Consider the following 22,389-nt stretch of genomic DNA (forward strand, 5'->3'; position numbering starts at 1 on the left):
TCACCGATGACGAAGAAGCTGGGCATCGAGCCGTTCATCCATCCGACGGCGCGCGTCACCAATTCCACCCTCGGACGCTACACGGAGATCGACGAGCGGTGCATCGTTTCCGAGTGCGAAATCGGCGACTATTCGTACCTTATCCGTGAAACCGAGGCGTGGTGCGCGACCATCGGAAAGTTCGCGAACATCGCCAGTCATGTGCGCATCAACGCGACCAATCATCCGACCTGGCGGGCGACACAGCACCACTTCGTCTACCGGGCAGGCGACTACTTCGACGACGCATCCCACGAGGACGAATTCTTCGAATGGCGTCGCGGCAACCGGGTGGTCATCGGTCACGATACCTGGATAGGCCACGGGGCGATCATCCTGCCCGGCGTGACCGTCGGCGACGGTGCCGCCATAGGCGCCGGCGCGGTCGTCACGAAGGACGTTGCACCGTACACGATCGTGGGGGGCGTTCCGGCGCGGCCGATCCGGGAACGCTTCTCCAGGGCGACGGTGGACCGGCTACTGGCACTGGCCTGGTGGGACTGGGATCACGCCCGCCTGCGTTCTGCGCTCGAGGATTTCCGTGCGCTCGATGTCGAGGCGTTTCTGGACAAGTACGAATCCGCCTGAGTTGCGCAGCGTTCATCATCCCGATTGCCGCACTTGTTGACAGTTCCGTGACATGACGCGGACGGGAGCCCGGGCGACCGGCAGGAGATGCCCTGTTTTCAAGCATGCCGGGAGGGGCGGATGACCGTCCACAGCTCCGTTCGACATGTCATGGAATTGAAATCGAACTGACATTCTCCGGTTATCGAAGCCGCATAGACCCCGCATTGGCTCAATCGAAATCGGGGTTGCCGATGCTCGAAATCAGGAACGTGACGCGCCGTTTCGGCGCAAATACGGCAGTGAAGTCAGTCGACCTCAGGATTCCGACCGGCCAGATGGTCGGCATAATCGGCGCTTCGGGCGCCGGAAAATCGACGCTCCTGCGGATGATCAACCGGCTGATCGATCCTTCTGAAGGCAGCATCCTGTTCGAGGGCAGGGAAGTGTCGTCGCTAAAGGGCAAGGCGTTGCGGAGCTGGCATCGCGATTGCGCGATGGTATTCCAGCAGTTCAATCTGGTGCCGCGTCTCGATGTCGTGTCGAACGTTATGCACGGCTTGCTGAACGAGCGCTCGACGCTGGCGACAATATTCAACGTCTGGCCGCGCGCCGACATTCTGCGCGCCATCGACATTCTCGAGCGCCTCGGCGTCGGCGATCACGCCGTGAAGCGCGCCGAAGCGCTCTCCGGCGGCCAGCAGCAGCGCGTGGCCATTGCGCGGGCTCTGATGCAGCAGCCGAAGGTTGTTCTCGCCGACGAACCGATTGCATCGCTCGATCCACGCAACGCGCAGATCGTCATGCAGTCGCTCAGGGACATCAACCGGCAGGACGGCCTCACTGTCATTACCAATCTTCATACGCTCGACACCGCGCGAGCCTTCTGCGAGCGCATCATCGGCATGTCCGCGGGAGAGGTGGTGTTCGACGGCACGCCGGAGGACCTCACGGAGGCCGCTGCACGCCGCATCTACGGGGCGGACGGCCTCGATGAGGCGTTCTCCGAATCTGTCACCTCGACCAGCTTCAACGCCGTGCGGGAGACGGTCGCGCCCAAGCCCGAGCCGGAAGTGCTGGCGGCGCAGCCCTGACGGCGGTTTCGGAATTCCTCGCGATGTGGGTCGCGTCGCGCGGATGCATGCTTCGAACGACCACCAACCGGGCAATCCAGCCCAACAGGAGAGACCTTATGTTCAAGAAGCTTCTTCTCGCGACGGTCGCCGTTGCTGCTGTCGCAGCCGGCTCCCTGTCCGCCAAGGCGCAGGAGATCAACGAGTTCCGGATCGGCATTCTCGGTGGCGAAAACGCCCAGGATCGCCTGACCTCCAACGAGTGCGTCCGCGCCTACGTCCAGGACCTGCTCGGCGTCGAGACCAAGCTGTTTACCCCGGCTGATTATGACGGCGTGATCCAGGGGCTGCTCGGCGGGACCATCGACATGGCCTGGCTCGGCGCCTCGGCTTACGCGAAGACCTATCTGACCGATCCGGAAGCCGTGGATGTCGTACTCGTCAAGACAAACCTTGACGGTTCCTTCGCATATCACTCTGTCGGCTTTGCCCGCGCCGATTCCGGCATCAAGTCGCTTGCCGACATGAAGGGCAAGGTCTTCGCTTTCGGCGATCCGAACTCGACCTCCGGATATCTCATTCCCTCGATCGAGATTCCGCAGGAGATTGGCGCCACGATGGAATCCGGCGACTATTTCAAGGAAGTGAAGTTCGTCGGCGGTCATGAACAGACAATCGTTGCCGTCAACAACGGCGAAGTCGACGCGGGCGTCACATGGGCCGACGGTCAGGGTGCCTGGGAAGACGGCTACAATTCCGGCGCATTGCGCAAGGCCGTCGACTCCGGCCTCATCGACATGAACGATCTCGTCGAGATCTGGAAGTCCAAGCCGATCCCGGAAGGTCCGATCGTGCTGCGTCGTGCGCTGCCGGAGGATGTCAAGACCAAGGTCGTCGACTTCCTGAAGGGCCTGCACGACAGCGACCCCCAGTGCGCCTACAACATGGCCGCCGGCGATACGGCGGGCTTCCGTCCGATCACGCACGAGGCCTACGAGACGATCATCGCCGTCCGCAAGGCCAAGGGCAGCTAGTCGCAAGATTTCAACATTGCCGGGCGGGTTTCCCGCCCGGTGCCTGATTATTGAAGGTCTGGGACATGGCGCAAATCGCGGCGGGCGGAAGCCAGGACATCAGGACTGCATATCTGGCGATGGCGCGCCAGAAGCAAGTGTATAGCGGGATCATCGTACTGGTCTTCGCGCTTCTGATGGTGTCGGGCTATCAGCTCGCAAACATGCGCAGTGCCGGCGGTTTCCTGGACGGGTTGACGAGCTTCTTTGACTTTCCCCACGAGGTCATTGCCGAAGCGAGCGAGAAGGCCGCCAATCTTCCGGGACTGCTGGTCAGGTTTTTTCCGTCATTGATCGAAACCATCAACATAGCGGGCGTTTCGACCCTGATCGGTGCGATCGCGGCCGTGTTCCTGTCCCTGCTTTCGACGCGCGGACTCGCGCGGTTTCCGCGTCTGATCCCCGTTTTCCGGCGGATCATGGACGTCACGCGCGCGATTCCCGAGATCGTCGTCGCGCTGATCCTCATCTTCGTTCTCGGTGGCGGTCCGGTTCCGGCCATGATTGCCATCGCCGTCCACACATCGGGTGCGCTGGGCAAGCTGTTTTCGGAAGTCAACGAAAACGCGGACCTGAAGCCGCTGGAGGGACTGGCTTCCGTCGGCGCCAACTGGTCGCAGCGCATGTGGCTCGGTGTCGTGCCGCAGGTTGCGCCGAACTGGCTCTCCTACGGATTGCTTCGCTTTGAGATCAATGTCCGGGCTTCTGCCATTCTCGGCTTCGTGGGCTCCGGTGGCATTGGCCACGACCTGCGGCTGGCCATGCAGTGGGGTGTTGGCCGTTACGACGAGGTCGTCTCGATATTCATCCTGTTGTTCCTCGCCATCGTGATTATCGACCAGGTATCCAGCCACTACCGAAACCGTCTCGTGAAAGGTCACTGAAAGCCATGTCCGCAACAGCCGCCGATTTCGGTTCAACCGGCGCCCGCACCGACCTGCGCGAAGCGGTGGTCGCCGGGATCAACCGGCGCAAGTGGATATCCTTCGCGATTCCCGTGCTGATCCTCGTCTATCTGGGCTATTCCGCGTTCGCGTTCGACGTGGCGGGCCTGTTGCAGAGAGCCCGGCTCGACAACGTGCAGATACTCCTCTCGGACTTCGTGAGCTACAAGACGCACGTTACCCGCGACAATCGTTCGGCGTCGATCGTCGTCGCCATCGAGGGGGAAAACAAGGGTACATATCCCGAGGGACAGATGCCGGGCTTTGTCTCGATGGATGGAGATGTGGTGAGGATCGATCTCGGTGGCGGGCATCGTGTGACCTACGAGGGCCCGGTCGCGACCTACAGCTACCCCGGCTATGGCGAAATCGTTGTCTCGCGGGACGGCAATCGCGTCGACCTGTCATTGCCGGGAGAGGATTTGCCTCCCTTCATCAATGCCTCGCGCAGCCGCGTGACGATCAAGACACCTCGGGGCCGGATGTCGTACACGCGCAACAAGATCGAGACCTTCAAATACGACTATGGCTGGGAATTGTTCTTCTTCACGCTGGACAGCCCGTTCGCCGGCAAGGGGCCGGGAGAATTGATCGAACTGGCGCTGTGGGGCGAGCGGATCGATCCGGACAGGAGCAACCTCTCCTACATGTTCTCCGAATTCTGGAACAACCGGATGTGGCGACACAAGGACGTCATGTGGGCGATTTTCGAGACCGTGCTCATGGCTTTCCTTGGGACCATGACGGCGGCTCTCGTGGCGCTTCCACTTGCCTTTGTCGCGGCACTGAACTTCACCCCGTCACGTGTGGCTCGCGCAGGCGCACGCCGTCTCTTCGATTTTTTCCGCGGCGTGGACGGCCTGATCTGGACGATCATTTTGAGCCGCGCCTTCGGCCCCGGTCCGCTTACCGGTGCTATTGCGATCGCGATCACCGATACCGGCAGCTTTGGCAAGATGTTCTCCGAGGCGCTCGAGAACGTGGATCACAAGCAGATCGAGGGCGTTCAGTCGACCGGCGCCAACGTGCTTCAGCGGGCACGTTTCGCAGTCTTGCCGCAGGTGGTCCCGGTGTTTCTCAGCCAGGTGCTCTACTACTTCGAATCCAACACGCGGAGCGCGACGGTGATCGGCGCCATCGTGGGTGGCGGCATCGGACTCCTGCTGACGCAGGCAATCTCCACCCAGAAGGACTGGGAAGAAGTCAGCTACTACATCGTGCTCATCATCCTGATGGTGATGGCGATGGACAGCGCTTCGGGCTGGATCCGGGCCAAACTGATCGGCCGGTCGTCCTGAACGCATGCGGTTGGCCGGGCCAGCGACGGCGGAACGTAAACCTGCCGCCTTTCCCTGCCACTGCGTCATTGCGGAATCGGATAAAGGAATGGGGTAAGTCTTTTCATGAACGAAATCAGGGGCGCATTGGCCTTCGCCGTGACACAGTCGGAAGAAATTTTCACGAATGCTCGCATCGTCCTTGCCGACGAGGTGCTTGACGGCACCGTTGTCGTGCGGGACGGGCGGATTGCCGATATCCAGCCCGGCGGCACGGCGGTGCCCGCACATGACCTGGAGGGCGACTATCTGACGCCCGGCCTTGTCGAGCTGCATACGGACCATCTGGAAACCCACTACAGCCCGCGCCCCGGCGTTGTCTGGAACCTGATGGCATCCGTGCAGGCGTATGACGCGCAGATCGCCACGTCCGGCATCACAACGGTGTTCGATTGCTTCCGCATGGGATCGGACGAGGACGGCGGCTTCCAGCCGGGCGAGATGCGAAAGCTGGCGGACGCGCTGAAGGCGGCGCAGACGAAGGGTCGGCTGCGCGCTGAACACCGCATCCACCTGCGCTGCGAGGTGTCGTCCCACAACGTGCTCGAGGAACTCGACCAGTTCCGTGGCGAGGAACTGGTCGGTCTTGTCTCGCTGATGGATCATGCGCCGGGGCAGAGGCAGTTCCAGACAATGGACAAGTATGTCCTCTACTACCAGAAGAAGCGTGGCCTGAACGATGACGAGTTCGCGGAGTTCGTGAAGCGCAGGCAGGAGGAATCGGCACGCTATTCCGACAGGCATCGCGCGGAAATCGCTGAACACTGCCATGCAATGGGCATCGCCATCGCCTCGCATGACGACGCCACGCTGGATCATGTGGCGGAAGCGATCCGGCTCGGTGTCAGGCTGGCGGAATTCCCGACCACCCTCGAGGCTGCGAAGGCTTCGCACGAGGCGGGCATGAGCGTGCTCATGGGGGCGCCCAACATTGTGCGCGGCGGCTCGCATTCGGGCAATATCGCGGCAATCGATCTGGCGAGGCACGGAATTCTGGATGTGTTGTCCTCGGACTATATCCCGTTCAGCCTGCTGCATTCGGTCTTCGTCATCGCGCATGACGTCGAGACGATCACGTTGCCGATAGCAATGCGCATGGTCACCAAGACGCCGGCCGAGGCTGTCGGATTGGTGGACCGCGGCGAGATCGCGATCGGCAAGCGCGCGGATGTCGTTCGGGTCCATCATGACCCCGAACACTCGGATCATGTGCCCGTGGTGCGCGGTGTCTGGCGCGCAGGTCGCCGCGTGGCGTGACAGGCATGGCGATGCCAGGAGAGCAGGGCTGCTTCATCGCCGTTGTCGGGCCGAGCGGATCCGGCAAGGATACGATCATAAACTGGCTGAGGCCGAGACTGGCGGCGGACGCGCGGGTGATGTTCGTGCGCCGCGCCGTGACCCGCGATGCAGACGGCGCGACCGAGGATCACGACTCGCTTGATCGGGAAACCTTCGATCGTGAGGAGGAGGCCGGGCGCTATGCCGTCTGCTGGAACGCACATGGCCTTCGCTATGGCCTTCCCGCCGCGGCCCTCCGTCATGTCGAACGCGGCGGCATAGCAATCGGCAACGGATCGCGTCGAGCGCTGCGCGAAATCGAACTGGTATTCGGAAATCTTCTGGTCGTCAGCCTGAAGGTGGACAGGGATGTCCTCGCGCGGCGGCTTGCAGGGCGGGGGCGCGAAACAACCGAAGAGATCGCAAGGCGGCTGGCACGCAGCGAACTGGCCCTGCCGGTTGCCTGCCGCGTGGTCGAGATCGACAATTCGGGCCCTGTCGATCGGGCTGGCGAGGCTTTCCTGGCGCTGATTGAGAATGAATTCGGCCTGGGAACCGTCCGACCGGCCTAGTCCTCCGGCAGCGGCCCGTCCTTGACTGCCTGCATCGAGACATAGGTCGAGGTGTTGGAAACGTGCGGCAGGGACGAAATCGCTTCGCCCAGCACACGCCGGTAGGCCGCGATGTCGCGGGTGCGCACCTTCAGCAGGAAATCGAACGGCCCCGCAATCATGTGGCACTGTTCGACCTCGGGGATGCGCTTCACCGCGGCATTGAAATCCGCGAGTGCCCGTTCCGTCGTGTCGGAGAGCTTCACTTCGGTGAAGGCGACGTGTTCGCGGCCCATCTTTGCCATGTCGAGCACGGCCTTGAAGCCGAGGATGTAACCATCCTCGATCAACCGTTTCAGACGCACCTGGCAGGGGCTCTTGGAAAGGCCGACGCGGCGGGCGAGCTCCGTCACCGGCAGGCGCCCCTCGGATTCAAGGATGGCTATGATGCGTCGATCGTATCGGTCAAGTCGATTGCCTTCCGGTCTTGTATCATCCATGAGGACTTCATTCCGGCTCAAAATTGGGAAAACTTCCTGCGATGCCCGAAAACTAGGGAAAATGGCCTTCAGGGTCAATGTTACGATGACGGCAGGTTCGCAGTTCGGAGAGAGCCATGCCGATTGATCCCATATCCCACGCCCGTCGGGCCATGCGGACAGCGCATCGTGCCGACGAGGCAGCCATCGTTGAAAGCTTGATCGCCGGACATGCGCCGGAACTTGCGATAAGGGAACGGTCTGTGCGGCGCGCCGCCCGGCTGGTCAAAGCGATCCGCGCGGAAACGCGTCCCGGCTTGATGGAGGTGTTCCTCGCCGAATACGGGCTTTCGACCGAGGAGGGCGTCGCGCTAATGTGCCTGGCCGAGGCACTGTTGCGTGTACCGGATGCCGCGACGATAGACGAACTCATCGAGGACAAGATTGCGCCGTCACAATGGGGGCGCCATCTCGGGCGGTCCAATTCCCCGCTGGTAAACGCTTCAACCTGGGCGCTGATGCTGACCGGCAAGGTGCTGGATACGGAGAACGCGCAAGGCATGGCCGGCTTGCTGCACGGTGCAGTGAAAAGGCTCGGCGAACCGGTGATCCGTGCCGCGGTTCGCCAGGCGATGAAGGAACTCGGCAACCAGTTCGTGCTCGGCGAAACCATCGAGGGAGCGATGCATCGCGGCTCGGCGATGGAGGCGAAAGGCTATACCTATTCCTATGACATGCTGGGGGAGGCGGCGCTGACCGCGGCTGACGCGGCCGCCTACTTCGATGCATATGCTTCCGCGATCAGGGCCATATCGAGCGGCTGCCGGTCGGATGACATCCGCCGCAACCCGGGCATCTCCGTCAAGCTTTCCGCACTTCATACGCGCTACGAGATGGCGCAGCGCGAGCGTGCGATGGAGGAACTCGTGCCTCGCGTTGCCGACCTGGCCGCAAAGGCCGCGGAAGCTCGCATGGGGTTCAACATCGATGCCGAGGAGGCCGACAGGCTGGATTTGTCGCTCGATATGATCGAGGCCGTGCTGGCCGACGAACGACTTGCCGGCTGGGACGGCTTCGGCGTCGTGGTGCAGGCCTATGGCAAGCGCGCCGCGCACGTTATCGACTGGCTCCATGCGTTGGCGGAAAGGCTCGATCGACGCATCATGGTGCGCCTTGTCAAGGGCGCCTACTGGGACACGGAGATCAAGCGGGCACAGATCGACGGCGTCGCGGACTATCCGGTGTTCACGCGCAAGTCGGCGAGCGATGTCTCCTATATCTGCTGCGCCAGGAAGCTGCTCGGCCTGACCGACCGGATCTATCCGCAGTTCGCAACCCACAATGCCCATAGCGTCGCCGCGATCCTGGAGATGGCCGAAGACAGGGACTCGTTCGAGTTCCAGCGGCTGCACGGCATGGGCGAGGCGCTGCATCGGCTCGTGCTCGAGGGCGAGGGGACGCGCTGCCGCATCTACGCGCCCGTGGGTGCCCATCGCGATCTTCTCGCCTATCTCGTTCGGCGGCTGCTGGAGAACGGCGCCAATTCCTCCTTCGTCAACCGTATCGTCGACGAGACCGTTCCGGTGGCGGAGATCGTCGCAGACCCGTTTGCCGCTTGGGCGAAAGACCCGACGTCCAACCCGCGCATCCGCAAGCCGGCGGACATCTTTCTGCCGGAACGCGGCAATTCGCGCGGCTTCGACCTGCGCAACCGCGACGATCTGGAGGAAATCGAGGCCGCTCGCGCGCCCTTCCGCACGGAGCGTTTTCGCGCGGAGCCCATGCTCGGCAGCGCATTCGGGCGCGACAGGCCCGTGCGCGAGATACGCAATCCGGCCGATCCCGCGGACATCGCCGGCGAGGTCGCGGATGCGGACGGGGCCGATGTGGAGGCGGCGCTGGACGCGGGGCGTGACTGGTCTCATTGTTCGCCGGAAAAGCGTGCCGAAGTGCTGCGCCGGGCAGGGGAGCTTTACGAGCGGGATTTCGGCGCGATCTTCGCGCTGCTGGCCCGCGAGGCCGGCAAGACGCTTCCCGATGCCGTCGGCGAGCTGCGCGAGGCGGTCGATTTCCTGCAATACTACGCCAATCAGGCCGGGGCGCTGAAAGCGCCGCCGCGCGGGCTGTTTGCCTGCATTTCGCCATGGAACTTCCCGCTGGCGATCTTCACCGGCCAGATCGCGGCGGCGCTCGCGGCCGGCAACGGCGTGCTCGCGAAGCCGGCCGAGCAGACGCCTCTGATCGCCGCGCGCGCGGTGAAGCTCATGCACGAGGCCGGCGTCCCGCGCGACGTGCTTCAGCTCCTGCCCGGCGATGGAGCGACGGTCGGTGCGGCACTCACGTCCGATCCGCGCGTCGACGGGGTCTGTTTCACCGGCTCGACGGAGACGGCGCAGGCGATCAACCGGGCGATGGCACGGCATCTTGCGCCCGATGCGCCGCTGATCGCGGAAACGGGCGGGCTGAACGCCATGATCGTCGATTCCACGGCCCTTCCGGAACAGGCCGTGCGCGACATTGTCGCTTCGGCATTCCAGTCCGCGGGGCAGCGCTGCTCGGCGCTGCGTGTGCTTTACTTGCAGGAGGATGTCGCCGACGGTGTGCTGGAGATGCTGTTCGGCGCGATGGACGAGTTGCGCGCGGGCGATCCCTGGGCCCTGGCGACGGATACCGGGCCGGTGATCGATGAGGAAGCCCGCAGGGGGATTGTCGGCTACATCGAAAAGGCAAGGCTCGAGAATCGCTTGCTGAAGGAACTTGAGAAACCGATTCGGGGAACCTTCGTCGCGCCGACGGTTATCCGGGTGAACGGTATTGGCGATCTCGAACGGGAAATATTCGGTCCGGTTCTTCATGTCGCCACGTTCAGGGTGGCGGAGATCGACCAGGTCGTCGCCGATATCAATGCCTGCGGCTACGGGCTGACCTTCGGCCTGCACAGCCGTATCGACGACCGGGTGGAACACATCACGTCCCGGCTCCGGGTGGGCAACATCTATATCAACCGAAACCAGATCGGCGCCGTTGTCGGTTCGCAGCCCTTCGGCGGCGAGGGGCTGTCCGGAACGGGACCCAAGGCCGGCGGCCCGCACTATCTTTCAAGGTTTGTGCGGACCGGGATCCGTGTCTCCACGGTCCGGCCGGCTGAAGCGGCTGACGCCGGCGTTGTGCAAGCGCAACTCGACCGGTTGAGGCCGGATCGGCACAGGGTGCTGTCAACACGTGACATGCCGGGCGTTACGGGTGAATCGAACCGGCTGTCCGATTTTCCGCGCGGGGTTGTGCTGTGCCTCGGGCCGTCGGCGGAGGACGCGGAGGCGCAAGCCGAACTGGCCAAGGGGCGTGGCTGCGTTCCGCTGATCGCCACGGGCCTTGATCACGCGGCACTTTCGACACTTTCGGGTTTCGATGCCGTCATGCTGTGGGGCGGCGAGGATGATCTGCGTGCCGCGCGCATCGCGCTGGCGAAACGGGAAGGACCGCTGATCCCGTTGATTGCGGAGGCCGATCCGGCCGTGCGGCTGATCCTCGAGCGTCACGTCTGCATCGACACGACGGCGGCGGGAGGCAACGCTGCACTGCTCGCGGCGAATGCGTGATATTCTACAGCCCGCGCTCGATGGCTTGCAGTAGCCGGAACCGCAACTTGCCCGTGCCGCCGCCAAGCGAGATCACAAAACGCACATCGCCGTGGCTCGAGGTCTTGGCCACTCCCGCGAGGGTTCTTACGCCGGAGAACGTACCGGTCTTGTAGCGTGAGCCGCGCTTGGTTCGCCGCATAAGGTCCGCATGCGGGGCAAACAGGTCTAGCACGCCGGCAAGGCCGCGGGCCGTGAAGCTGTTGTCGCGGCTGATGCCCGAACCTTCGACCAGGTGAATGCCTTCCGCTAGGTCGTGTGCGGCGAGGAGTTCCTTCGCGACGCGGAGCGATTTCTCGAGGCTGACAGGGGCGCCGTGGCGGCTCGCGCCGACTTCTAGGAAAATCTGGTTTGCGATGTAGTTGTTCGAGCCGATCAGCATTTGTCGCAGGATCTCGGAGAGCGGGCGGGACTGCCGGTGCACGTAAACCGGCTCCAGTCCTTCGGGAACCGGGCCGACGGTTATATCGCCCTCGACGCTTCCGCCGGCGCGTTCGATGAAGGCCGAGATGAGTTCTCCGGCATAACGCACGCTTATGTCGGGATCCTCCTGGGTCAGGCTGATACGGCTTCGACCGTTGGGACCGCGGGCGCGGAACTGGCTGATTGCCAGGGGCGTGATCGGGGTCTGCTCCTCGGCCGAGCGCACGGTCTTGCCGTTGCGCACGGCATGGATGGTGTTGAAATTGACCGCGAGCGCCGAGTTGAGCGCGTCATAGGCCTCGTCGGTCGCCTCTATGCCGGGGATGCGGAGATCGGCGGGGTAGTAGCTCCCGTCGAGCACCATGCCGGCGAACGGCTCCTTGCCTGTCGCCTCCAGCAGTTGCGGAGCGAGCAGGGCCAGTTCCTCGGAAATCAGGAACGGGTCGCCGCCGCCGCGCACGTGGAGAACCCGGTCGGCATCGAGGTAGAAACTCGTCTTGAACCGGTAGTCGCCGCCCAGCACTTCCATCGCCAGCCATGCGGTGACGATCTTGGCGACGGATGCGGGAACAAAGGCCTTGTCCGCGTTCTGTGCCACGAGTTCCTCGCCATTCTCGTCGACGACGAGAACAAGTGCCGACGGCGCAAGCGCCGCGATCTCTTCCTTCGCCCCGGCAAGGGCCGACGCGGGCAGCAGCAACGTGGCTAAAGCCACGGCAATCAGGCGAAACCGCATGGCGACTCCTTTTCGGGAACGGTCAGGGATATCCGGCATCACAGTAACGCCGCCCAGCCGCAACGCAAGGGAATGCGCAGGTTTCGCGGATGGCAGATCGTCAACGGTCCGGTTCCGCGTTCAGCTCGTTGTTGACCGCGCGGGCGATCACCCGTTCCTCGTCTGTCGGAACGACCATGACGCGGGTGCGACCGACGGCGAGATCGAGTGCGTGATCGGCGTTTCTTTCATCGTCGATCTCGATGCCGAGCCATTCCATGTTTTCGCAGACCTTCCGGCGCACCAGCGCCGAGTGTTCACCGATGCCGCCGGTGAACACGAGCGCATCCAGTCCGCCGAGCGTTGCCGAAAGCGCGCCCAGTTCGCGGCGGATCCGGAAGACGAAATATTCGATGGCCTCGGCCGCTTCGGGCCGGCCGGATGCCTCCAGTTCGCGCATGTCGTGGCTGACGCCGGACAGGCCCTTCAGTCCGCTTTCGTGGTAGAGCAGCTTCGAAATTTCCGGGGGCGTCATCTTCTCCTGATCCATCATGTAGAGCAGGACGCCGGGGTCGAGCTGGCCGCAGCGCGTGCCCATCGGAAGGCCGTCCAGCGCGGTGAAGCCCATGGTGGAGGCGATGCTCCTGCCGTCGCGTACCGCGCACATGGATGCGCCATTGCCGAGATGGGCTATCACGACCCGGCCATGGCGCAATTCCGGCGCAATGCGTGCCACCTCGCCGGATACATATTCGTAGGAAAGTCCGTGGAAACCGTAGCGGCGCACGCCGCGCTCGTACCATTCGCGTGGCAGGGCGAAAGTGTCGTTCACCCACGGGTGTGCGCGGTGAAAGGCCGTGTCGAAACAGGCAATCTGGACCGCGGACGGAAAGGCGCTGCGTGCCGCGCGAACCGCGGCAAGGTTGTGCGGCTGGTGCAGCGGCGCCAAGGGTTCCAGCGCGGCCAGTCGCTCGACGGTCGCGTCGTCGAGGCGGGTCGGCGTGGTGAAGTCGGTACCGCCATGGACGATACGGTGGCCGACACCGGCAACTGTCTCCCCGTCGAGCGCATGGCCCGAATGGGCCAGGATCGCCGCCATCGCTGCCCGGTGATCGACATGGCCGATCTGGAAACGCCTTTCGCCGCCGTCTCCCCGCACGATGGCCAGTTCGGCATTGTCCCCGCCGATCTTCTCGACCTCGCCGCGCAACCTTTCCTCCGGCTCGTCGCCCGCCATGTATATCGAGAACTTGATCGACGACGAACCGGCATTCAGCGTCAGGATGGCACCGGATGTCATGGCCGTTTTCTCCACTCGTGATAGAGCGCGGCGACCGCGCATGAGGCTAGGCGGGCCTTGTCGTCGTCGGCGCGGCTGTTGAGAATGATCGGGCACAGTGCGCCCATGACGATGCCGGCGGCCTCGGCGTGGGCGACGAAAGTCAGTTCCTTGGCGAGCATGTTGCCCGCTTCCATGTTCGGCACGACAAGGATATCGGCATGGCCGGCGACCAGCGAGCGTATGCCCTTGGTTTTCGCGGCTTCGATGTCGACCGCGTTGTCCATGGCCAGCGGGCCGTCGACCAGGCCGCCCTTTATCTGGCCGCGCTCGGCCATCTTCGAGAGAACGGCTGCGTCGATGGTCGAGGGTATCTTGGGATTGACCGTTTCGATGGCCGAGAGGATTCCGACCTTCGGCTGCTCTATGCCGAGCGAAAGACCGAGGTCGATTGCGTTCTGGGTGATGTCGACCTTTTCCTCGAGTGTCGGCGTGATGTTGATGGCTGCGTCGGTGACCATCAGCAGGTGGTCCAGCCCCGGAACGTCCATGACAAAGACATGGCTCAGGCGCTTTCCGGTACGCAGTCCGCCGTCGCGTTTGACGATATGGCGCAGCAGGCGGCTTGTATGCAGATGCCCCTTCATGAGGGCGTTGGCACGTCCCTCGTGAATCAGCCGGACGCCGGTCGCGGCAGCCTGATCGTGGTCGGGCTCGTCGAGCAGTTCGAAACCGGTCAGGTCGGCTCCGATCTGCGCGGCCACTTCGGCGATCTTCCCGCTGTCGCCGATGAGGATCGGGCGTATCAGCGTGTGCTCGGCAGCCAGAAGCGCGCCGGCCAGCGCGTTTTCCTCCTCGGGGCACACGACCGCGGTGGGGATCGGGTCGAGCGGTTCGGCCAGGTCGAGCAGCCTGTCGAAATGGACATGGCGGCGCACGGTCAGGCCGGGGAGGTCCTCGTCGTCGAAAGTGACCGACCTTTCGGGGGCTATGACCTCCGCAACACCCTCGACGATCCGGCGGCCGTCTTCGGCCTCGATCCAGGTTTCGAAGCAGGCGACCCTGTCGGGCTTCAGCTCGGTCAGGCGCACTTTCACCGTCAGCTCCTCGCCCGCACGGGCGCGGTCGAGGAAGCGCAGTGTCTGTCCCTTGTAGAGTGTTCCCGGGCCGGGAAGCATGTTGCCGAAAACCGCGGAAAACAGCGAGGCGACCCACATGGACGGCGCGACCGGCTCATCGGGCGTGCCGTCTCCGTCATGGTCCTCCCTGGGCAGATGCATCGGGTTGTGATTGCCGGAAGCGTTGGCGAAGACGAAGAAATCCTCGGCCCGGCACAGGCGCCGGATTTCCGCCTCCATGCCGACGGAGAGCTCGCTGTATGGTGTGCTGGAATAGAGCGTCATGGGTTCGATCTCTACAATCTCGTTGCATCCGGAGCGGATTCTGGGCCCTTGTCCACCATTGGGCGCAGACAATGGTTGCAGATAGGTTCCCTTTGCCGGGCGTGGCGGCGCCGACCCTCGCATGGCTGCTGGCCAGGGGAATTGCGCCCGATCAAAAACTGCGCATTCAAATTTGACCTTTTGATAAAATTCGGTCATCCTCGACTTCTCACGGCGGCGCGCACGGGCCGCAGGGCAACGGAATGTGGAGGGAGTGCCGCATGAATGCTCAACAAGGCAGCCGCGATGTCAGGGCCGGCAGGCTCGGCGCGGAAGAATATGCAGAACTGTTTTCGGACCTGCATCCGCCGCTTGACGATCACGAGGCCCATGTCGAGGCCGATCGCTGTTATTTCTGTTACGACGCGCCGTGCATGACGGCCTGTCCCACCTCGATCGACATCCCGATGTTCATCCGCGAGATTGCGACGGACAACCCGCTGGGTGCCGCCAAGACAATCTTCGACCAGAACATCTTCGGCGGCATGTGCGCGCGGGTCTGCCCGACCGAGACGCTTTGCGAAGAGGTTTGCGTCCGCGAGACGGCCGAGGGCAAGCCGGTCAAGATCGGGCTGCTGCAGCGCTACGCGACGGACAAGGCGATGGCGGAGGGAAGGCAGTTCTATGAGCGTGCCGCCCCGACCGGGAAGAGGGTTGCCGTGGTCGGTGCAGGCCCTGCGGGACTCGCCTGCGCGCACCGCCTTTCCATGCGTGGCCATGAAGTCGATGTCTTCGAGGCGCGCGAGAAGGCCGGCGGCCTCAACGAATACGGTATCGCCTCCTACAAGACACCTGGCGGCTTTGCGCAGGCGGAGGTCGACTACATCACTTCCATCGGCGGTATTGCCGTTCACTACGGCAAGACGCTCGGACGCGACATCACGCTCGAAGGGCTGGCGAAAGACTACGATGCCGTGTTCCTCGGCATGGGCCTTGCCGGCGTCAATGCGCTCGGCGAGGCGGATGCCGATGCCGAGGGCAGCCTGGACGCCGTCGACTGGATCGGCAACTTGCGCCAGGCTTCGGATATCTCCGAGATTCCGGTGGGGGCCCGTGTCGTCGTCATCGGAGGCGGCATGACCGCCGTCGACGCGGCGGTGCAGGCCAAGGCGCTCGGTGCCGACGAGGTGACGATATGCTATCGTGGTCCGCGGGAACGCATGAAGGCGTCGGAATACGAGCAGGAGATCGCACAGGTGCGCGGCGTGACGATCCGCTGCAACATGACGCCGAAGCGCATGCTGGTCGAGGATGGCGCGGTGGTCGGCATGGAGTTCGATCGCAACGGCGAGACGGTGACGATCCCTTGCGACGAGGTGATGAAGGCGATTGGCCAGTCCTTCGACCACGGCAGCGTCGACGGCGCGCAGATCGCGCTCGACGGCGGTCGCATTCGTGTCGATGACGAGGGCAGGACCTCGATGACCGGGGTCTGGGCCGGCGGCGACTGCGTCAATGCCGGCGACGACCTGACCGTGACGGCGGTGGCGCAGGGGCGCGATGCGGCCGAAAGCATTCACCGCGCGCTCAGCGCCTGACGAGGAGGACGCGACATGGCTGATCTTTCCACCAACTTTCTCGGCATCAAGTCGCCGAACCCGTTCTGGCTGGCCTCCGCGCCGCCCACCGACAAGCAATACAATGTCGAGCGCGCCTTCGAGGCCGGCTGGGGCGGCGTCGTCTGGAAGACGCTCGGCGAGGCCGGGCCGCCCGTCGTCAATGTCAATGGTCCGCGCTACGGGGCGATCTGGGGCGCCGACCGTCGTCTGCTCGGGCTCAACAATATCGAGCTCATCACCGACCGCGACCTGGAGATCAACCTGGCGGAGATCAAGGCGGTCAAGAAGAACTGGCCCGATCATGCCGTGGTCGTGTCGCTGATGGTGCCCTGCGAGGAGGAACCCTGGAAGAAGATCCTCGGTCGCGTGGCCGAGACCGGCGCCGACGGCGTCGAGCTCAATTTCGGTTGCCCGCACGGCATGAGCGAGCGTGGCATGGGCGCCGCGGTCGGCCAAGTGCCGGAATATATCCAGATGGTCGCCGAGTGGTGCAAGAAGCACACGGACATGCCGGTGATCGTCAAGCTGACGCCCAATATCACGGACATCCGGTACCCCGCCCGCGCGGCTAAGGCCGGCGGCGCCGACGCAGTGTCGCTGATCAACACGATCAATTCCATCGTGTCGGTCGATCTCGACAGTTTCTCGCCCGTTCCGTCCATCGACGGCAAGGGTACCCATGGCGGCTATTGCGGCCCGGCGGTCAAGCCGATCGCGCTCAACATGGTCGCCGAGATCGCGCGCGATCCGGAGACTGCCGGCATGCCGATTTCCGGTATCGGCGGCGTGACGACGTGGCGGGATGCTGCCGAGTACATCGCGCTCGGCTGCGGCACGGTGCAGGTTTGCACGGCTGCCATGACATATGGCTTCAAGATCGTGCAGGAAATGATCGCGGGCCTGTCCAACTACATGGACGAGAAGGGCTTTGCCACGATCGAGGACTTCCGCGGCATGGCGGTGCCCAACGTCACCGACTGGCAGTATCTGAACCTCAACTATGTCACCAAGGCCAAGATAAACCAGGAACTGTGCATCAAGTGCGGCCGCTGCCACATCGCATGCGAGGATACCTCGCACCAGGCGATCACGAACATGGTCGACGGAGAGCGTCACTTCGAGGTGATCGACGCCGAATGCGTCGGCTGCAATCTGTGCGTGAATGTCTGCCCGGTCGAGGACTGCATCACGATGGAGCAGATCTCCGGGGTGGATCCGCGGACCGGAAAGCCGATCGACCCGAACTATTCCAACTGGACCGAACATCCGAACAATCCGGCCGTTTGGTCGAAGCAGGCCGCGGAATAGGCACATAGGCATGGCCGGGAGGGGCGCCGCGACGAGCGACGGCACCGCCGCGTCGCGGACGGTGCATGCGAAAGGCCGCGAGAAGCTTCTCGGCCATCTGGCCATGATCCTGTTCGCGCTGCTGATCGCGGGCTCGTTTTCCTTCGGTGCGATGACGGCGCCGCATATCGGGGCTGCGCCGCTCAATTCGATCCGTTTCGCGATCGGCGCCGCGATCATCGCGGTGATCGCATTCGGCGTGCGGCGCGAGCCGCTCCGCCTGCCGCCGGCGCCGTGGCGTTTCCTCGTGCTGGGCGCGCTCATGGGCGTCTATTTCGTCACCATGTTCGTCGCGCTCGGCATCGCCCTGCCGGTGTCGGTGGGAGCTGTCTTCACGCTCAATCCTCTGCTTGCGGCGGTTTTCGGCTTTTTTGTCCTGGGGCAAAGCGCGCGCCCGGTGGTCATCGCCAGCCTGCTGGTCGCCGGCGCCGGCGCCCTGTGGGTGATATTTCGGGGCGATGTCGAGGCGATGATGGGGCTAAGGATCGGGCGAGGCGAGGCCATCTTCGCGGTCGGCGTCGCCTGCCATGCACTCTACGCGCCCCTGTTCCGTCGCTTCGCGCGCAGCGAGCCCGTTGTCGTCTCCACCTTCTGGGTGCTGCTTTTCACCGGCATTTGCATCACGCTATACGGCGCGCGCGACATTCTCGCGACGGACTGGACGTCGATGCCCGCGATGGTCTGGATCGCGATCTCCTATCTCGCCGTCTTCGCCACGGCAGCGACCTTCTTCCTCGTGCAGTTCGCCTCGCTGCGCCTGCCGGCGGCCAAGGTTTTCGCCTATGGCTATCTCACTCCCTCCTTCGTCATCGTGCTGGAAGGGCTGATCGGCCATGGCTGGGCGAGCGGGGCGGTGCTGTCCGGCGCGGTCGTGATCGTCCTCGGACTGATCGTTCTCGCGTTCGCGCCGGACGGGTAGGGCGCTTCCCTCTCAGCGCGGCCTGATCCCGTAGAGTATGATCGACAGGATTGCCTGCCCCGCCTGCTCGTAGAAGCCGGGACGACCTGCCTGCGTGCCGAGCACGGCCCGTATCTGGACGTCGAAATCGGCATAGTGCTGGGTCGTCGCCCATATCATGAAGATCAGGTGATAGGGGTCGATGGGGGCGAGCTTGCCTTCCCCGACCCAATGGCGAATGACTTTCGCCTTTTCGTTGACGAGATTCTTCAGCCTGGTTTCCAGGAATTCGCCGATCACCGGTGCGCCGTGGAGAACCTCGTTTGCGAAGAGCTTGGAAGCGTTGGGATTGTCCTCGGACATCTTCAGCTTGACGGTGATGTAGCGGCGCAGTTCCTCGATCGGGTCGCCATCGGGGTCGATATCCTCGAACGGCGCCAGCCACTCTCCGAGCGTCTGTTCCAGAACCTGCTGATAGATCTGGCGCTTGCTCTTGAAGTAATAGAGCAGGTTCGGTTTCGACATGCCGCAGCGGGTTGCGATCTCGTCGATGGTCGCGCCACGAAAGCCCGATGCGGCAAAGACCTCGATCGCTGCATTCAAGATTGCCTTGCGATTTGCCTCCTGTATGCGGGACAGGGGCTTGGCGGATGTTGCCGCGTTTCGTTTTGTCTCTTTCACCTGAATCTTCTTTCGCCTCGTTTCTCGGGCCGCATGTTCCGATTGTAAAGCACTTGACCGCTTCGAAAAGCTCTTTTAGCGTTCGATTTGACCAAACGGTCAAGCAAGCGTCCGGCGCATTTCGGCATGCCGGATGCGCCACGGGAGGGTATAGCCGTTTTGCCGGGCAACCGGAATGTCTGGCGGCGGTCAAAGGGTGAGCAGTATGTCCGAGCGAGCAGTGGTTCCAAACAATCTCGAAGCCTTCTGGATGCCGTTCACGGCGAACCGGCAGTTCAAGAAGAATCCGCGCATGCTCGTCGGCGCGCAGGACATGCACTACACGACTGCTGACGGTCGCCAGGTCCTCGACGGCACGGCCGGTCTTTGGTGCTGCAACGCCGGTCACGGCCGGCCGAGGATCGTCGAGGCCATCCAGAAACAGGCCGCCGAACTGGACTACGCCCCGGCCTTCCAGATGGGACATCCCAAGGCATTCGAGCTTGCTGCCCGGCTGGCCGCGAAACTGCCGTCGCCGCTCGACCACGTATTCTTCACCAATTCCGGCTCCGAGAGCGTCGACACGGCTCTGAAAATCGCGCTCGCCTATCAGCGCCAGATCGGCCAGGGCACGCGCACCCGCCTGATCGGCCGCGAGCGCGGCTATCATGGCGTGGGTTTCGGCGGCATATCGGTCGGCGGCATAGTCGCAAACCGCCGCACATTCGGAACCATGCTGACCGGCGTCGATCACATTCGCCACACGCACGACCCGGAGCGCAACGCGTTCACCCGCGGTGAGCCGGAACACGGCGCCGAATTCGCGGACGATCTGATCAGCGTCATCAACCTGCATGATCCGTCGACCATTGCCGCCGTCATCGTCGAGCCGGTTGCCGGCTCCACCGGCGTGCTGATTCCGCCGAAGGGCTATCTCAAGCGACTTCGCGAGATTTGCGACAAGCATGGCATCCTGCTGATATTCGACGAGGTCATCACCGGCTTCGGTCGACTCGGTGCGCCTTTCGCGACCGACTATTTCGATGTCGTGCCGGACCTGATCACCACCGCCAAGGGGATCACCAGCGGCACGGTGCCGATGGGGGCGGTGTTCTGCTCCGCCGACATCTACAACGCCTTCATGACCGGGCCGGAGAACATGATCGAGCTGTTCCACGGCTACACCTATTCGGCGCATCCGATCGCCTGTGCGGCGGCGCTCGCCACGCTCGACACCTACGAGGAGGAGGGGCTGCTGACGCGCGCGTCGGAGCTTGCCTCCTACTGGGAAGATGCGGTTCATTCGCTGAAGGACTGCCCGCACGTCATCGACATCCGCAATCTTGGCCTGATTGGCGCCATCGAGCTGGAGCCAATCGAGGGGCAGCCGACGAAACGCGCCTTCTCGGCCTTCCTCGAGGCCTATGAGAGGAACCTGATGATCCGCACGACGGGTGACATCATCGCGCTGTCGCCGCCTTTGATCATCGAAAAGAGCCAGATCGACGAGTTGTTCGACACCTTGCGCGGCGTCCTGAACTCGATCGAATAGAAAAAACGGGAGGACGGCATGGAAACGATAAGGAACGCAATCAACGGTAAACTCGTCCAGTCGTCCTCCTCGCGATCCCAGCCGGTCTTCAATCCCGCGACGGGCGAGGAATCAGCGGTCCTGCCGCTTTCAAGCGCGGCCGAACTCGACGAGGCGGTGGCCGCCGCCAAGGCAGCCCTGCCGGCCTGGCGCGACATGCCGCCGCTGAAGCGCGCGCGCTTCATGTTCAGGTTCAAGGAACTGCTCGACGCCCACGCTGAGGACATCGCGCGGGCGATCTCCAAGGAGCATGGCAAGACCCATGACGACGCACTGGGCGAGGTCGCGCGCGGCATCGAGGTCGTCGAGTTCGCCTGCGGCATCCCGCATCTGCTGAAGGGCGAGTTCAGCCGCAATGTCGGCCCGGCGATAGACTCGTATGCCGACAGGCAGCCGCTCGGTGTGGTCGCCGGCATCACGCCGTTCAACTTCCCGGCCATGGTGCCGCTTTGGATGTATCCGATCGCGGTGGCCTGCGGGAACACCTTCGTCCTTAAGCCGTCGGAGCGCGATCCGTCGGCGCCGATGCTGGTCTACGAGCTGTTTCAGAAGGCCGGATTCCCGGATGGTGTGCTCAATGTTGTGCATGGCGACAAGGAAGTCGTGGACGCGATCCTCGACCATCCCGACATAAAGGCGGTTTCCTTCGTCGGCTCAACGCCGATCGCCGAGTATGTCTATTCGCGCGGCACGGCGGCCGGAAAGCGCGTCCAGGCGCTGGGCGGCGCGAAGAACCACATGGTGGTGCTGCCGGACGCCGACATCGACAAGGCGGCCGATGCGCTGATGGGTGCGGGCTACGGTTCCGCCGGCGAACGCTGCATGGCGATCTCCGTGGCCGTCCCCGTCGGCGAGGAGACGGCCGACAAGCTCGTCGCGGCGCTCAAGCCGCGCGTCGAGGCGTTGAAGATCGGACCGTCCACCGACAGCGAAGCCGAAATGGGACCGCTGGTCACGAAACAGGCGCAGGAACGCGTTCTGGGCTATATCGACAAGGGTGTGCAGGAAGGCGCCGATCTCGTCGTGGATGGGCGCGGCTTCTCGCTGCAGGGCTACGAGAACGGCTATTTCGTCGGCGGCACGCTGTTCGACCGCGTGACCACGGACATGACGATCTACAAGGAGGAGATTTTCGGGCCCGTGCTGTCTGTGGTGCGGACCAATTCCTACGATGAGGCTGTCGGGATGATCGACGCCCATGAATACGGCAACGGCACTGCCATCTTCACGCGCAACGGGGATGCCGCGCGCGACTTCGCAAACCGCATCGAGGTCGGCATGGTCGGCGTCAACGTGCCTATCCCCGTGCCCGTGGCGTATCATTCGTTCGGCGGCTGGAAGCGGTCGCTGTTCGGCGACCACTCGATCTACGGGCCGGAAGGCGTCCGGTTCTACACGAGGCTCAAGACGGTCACGACACGCTGGCCGGATGACATCCACGAGGGAGCGGTCTTCACGTTCCCAAGCATGAAGTAATAAGAAAGGAGAGCGAGACC

Annotated in this window: 18 protein-coding genes; 13 read left to right on the forward strand and 5 right to left on the reverse strand. The window is 63.5% G+C overall.

What is annotated here, in order from left to right; all coding sequences use genetic code 11:
- The first annotated feature begins 6 nt into the window (after positions 1-6).
- From HTY61_RS03130 to phnN, 7 genes are all read left to right on the forward strand, one after another.
- Positions 7-627 (forward strand): DapH/DapD/GlmU-related protein, encoded by a 621-nt coding sequence (locus HTY61_RS03130; protein WP_175275431.1) that lies wholly within the window; start codon positions 7-9, stop codon positions 625-627.
- Between the two features lie 233 nt (positions 628-860).
- A complete protein-coding gene (phnC, locus tag HTY61_RS03135; protein WP_175275432.1) occupies positions 861-1,700 on the forward strand; it encodes a phosphonate ABC transporter ATP-binding protein in 840 nt (279 codons plus the stop codon).
- 98 nt (positions 1,701-1,798) lie between these two features.
- Complete coding sequence (gene phnD / locus HTY61_RS03140; protein WP_175275433.1) at positions 1,799-2,713, forward strand: phosphonate ABC transporter substrate-binding protein; 915 nt, start codon at positions 1,799-1,801, stop codon at positions 2,711-2,713.
- Between the two features lie 65 nt (positions 2,714-2,778).
- Positions 2,779-3,636 carry a phosphonate ABC transporter, permease protein PhnE gene (phnE, locus tag HTY61_RS03145; RefSeq protein ID WP_175275434.1) on the forward strand — a complete coding sequence of 286 codons (858 nt, stop codon included), beginning with the start codon at positions 2,779-2,781 and terminating at the stop codon, positions 3,634-3,636.
- A 5-nt stretch (positions 3,637-3,641) separates the two neighbouring features.
- Positions 3,642-4,994, forward strand: coding sequence for a phosphonate ABC transporter, permease protein PhnE (gene phnE / locus HTY61_RS03150; protein WP_175275435.1), 1,353 nt, complete (start codon positions 3,642-3,644; stop codon positions 4,992-4,994).
- 105 nt (positions 4,995-5,099) lie between these two features.
- Complete coding sequence (locus tag HTY61_RS03155; RefSeq protein WP_175275436.1) at positions 5,100-6,290, forward strand: alpha-D-ribose 1-methylphosphonate 5-triphosphate diphosphatase; 1,191 nt, start codon at positions 5,100-5,102, stop codon at positions 6,288-6,290.
- 5 nt (positions 6,291-6,295) lie between these two features.
- The gene (gene phnN, locus HTY61_RS03160) at positions 6,296-6,883 is read left to right on the forward strand and encodes a phosphonate metabolism protein/1,5-bisphosphokinase (PRPP-forming) PhnN (RefSeq protein WP_175275437.1); all 588 of its coding nucleotides are present in this window, start codon (positions 6,296-6,298) and stop codon (positions 6,881-6,883) included.
- Here phnN and HTY61_RS03165 read toward each other — a convergent pair.
- Complete coding sequence (locus tag HTY61_RS03165; RefSeq protein WP_175275438.1) at positions 6,880-7,362, reverse strand: Lrp/AsnC family transcriptional regulator; 483 nt, start codon at positions 7,360-7,362, stop codon at positions 6,880-6,882. The genes phnN and HTY61_RS03165 overlap by 4 nt on opposite strands.
- Before the next feature lie 116 nt (positions 7,363-7,478).
- Between HTY61_RS03165 and putA the strand changes: the two genes are divergently transcribed.
- Entirely contained in the window at positions 7,479-10,940 is a 3,462-nt protein-coding gene (gene putA, locus HTY61_RS03170) for a bifunctional proline dehydrogenase/L-glutamate gamma-semialdehyde dehydrogenase PutA (RefSeq protein WP_175275439.1), read from the forward strand.
- A gap of 4 nt (positions 10,941-10,944) precedes the next feature.
- Here the strand turns inward: putA and HTY61_RS03175 are convergent, their stop codons facing one another.
- The 3 genes from HTY61_RS03175 to HTY61_RS03185 all read right to left on the reverse strand — a co-directional run bounded on the left by HTY61_RS03175 (position 10,945) and on the right by HTY61_RS03185 (position 14,799).
- Positions 10,945-12,138: a D-alanyl-D-alanine carboxypeptidase/D-alanyl-D-alanine-endopeptidase gene (locus HTY61_RS03175; protein ID WP_246272904.1), complete on the reverse strand. Its 1,194-nt coding sequence runs from the start codon at positions 12,136-12,138 to the stop codon at positions 10,945-10,947.
- Positions 12,139-12,238: 100 nt separating this feature from the next.
- The gene (locus tag HTY61_RS03180) at positions 12,239-13,417 is read right to left on the reverse strand and encodes an acetate/propionate family kinase (protein ID WP_175275441.1); all 1,179 of its coding nucleotides are present in this window, start codon (positions 13,415-13,417) and stop codon (positions 12,239-12,241) included.
- Positions 13,414-14,799 carry a bifunctional enoyl-CoA hydratase/phosphate acetyltransferase gene (locus HTY61_RS03185; RefSeq protein WP_175275442.1) on the reverse strand — a complete coding sequence of 462 codons (1,386 nt, stop codon included), beginning with the start codon at positions 14,797-14,799 and terminating at the stop codon, positions 13,414-13,416. The genes HTY61_RS03180 and HTY61_RS03185 overlap by 4 nt, the downstream gene beginning before the upstream one ends.
- 260 nt (positions 14,800-15,059) lie before the next feature.
- On the opposite strand from HTY61_RS03185, the gene HTY61_RS03190 reads away from it, so the two are divergent.
- From HTY61_RS03190 to HTY61_RS03200, 3 genes are read left to right on the forward strand one after another with little or no spacing between them, the layout of a single operon-like run.
- On the forward strand, positions 15,060-16,376 hold the full coding sequence (locus HTY61_RS03190) for an NAD(P)-dependent oxidoreductase (protein WP_175275443.1): 1,317 nt from the start codon (positions 15,060-15,062) through the stop codon (positions 16,374-16,376).
- 15 nt (positions 16,377-16,391) lie between these two features.
- A complete protein-coding gene (preA, locus tag HTY61_RS03195) occupies positions 16,392-17,705 on the forward strand; it encodes an NAD-dependent dihydropyrimidine dehydrogenase subunit PreA (protein WP_175275444.1) in 1,314 nt (437 codons plus the stop codon).
- Positions 17,706-17,715: 10 nt separating this feature from the next.
- Positions 17,716-18,663 carry a DMT family transporter gene (locus HTY61_RS03200; protein ID WP_246272905.1) on the forward strand — a complete coding sequence of 316 codons (948 nt, stop codon included), beginning with the start codon at positions 17,716-17,718 and terminating at the stop codon, positions 18,661-18,663.
- 12 nt (positions 18,664-18,675) lie between these two features.
- Here HTY61_RS03200 and HTY61_RS03205 read toward each other — a convergent pair whose 3' ends face one another.
- A complete protein-coding gene (locus HTY61_RS03205) occupies positions 18,676-19,329 on the reverse strand; it encodes a TetR family transcriptional regulator C-terminal domain-containing protein (protein WP_175278391.1) in 654 nt (217 codons plus the stop codon).
- 199 nt (positions 19,330-19,528) lie between these two features.
- Here HTY61_RS03205 and aptA point away from each other — a divergent pair, with 199 nt between their 5' ends.
- Positions 19,529-20,854, forward strand: a complete 1,326-nt coding sequence (gene aptA / locus HTY61_RS03210; RefSeq protein WP_175275445.1) for an omega-aminotransferase AptA — start codon at positions 19,529-19,531, stop codon at positions 20,852-20,854.
- Between the two features lie 18 nt (positions 20,855-20,872).
- Positions 20,873-22,369 (forward strand): CoA-acylating methylmalonate-semialdehyde dehydrogenase, encoded by a 1,497-nt coding sequence (locus tag HTY61_RS03215; RefSeq protein ID WP_175275446.1) that lies wholly within the window; start codon positions 20,873-20,875, stop codon positions 22,367-22,369.
- Positions 22,370-22,389 lie beyond the last annotated feature (20 nt).

Source organism: Oricola thermophila (assembly GCF_013358405.1).
Taxonomy (GTDB): domain Bacteria; phylum Pseudomonadota; class Alphaproteobacteria; order Rhizobiales; family Rhizobiaceae; genus Oricola; species Oricola thermophila.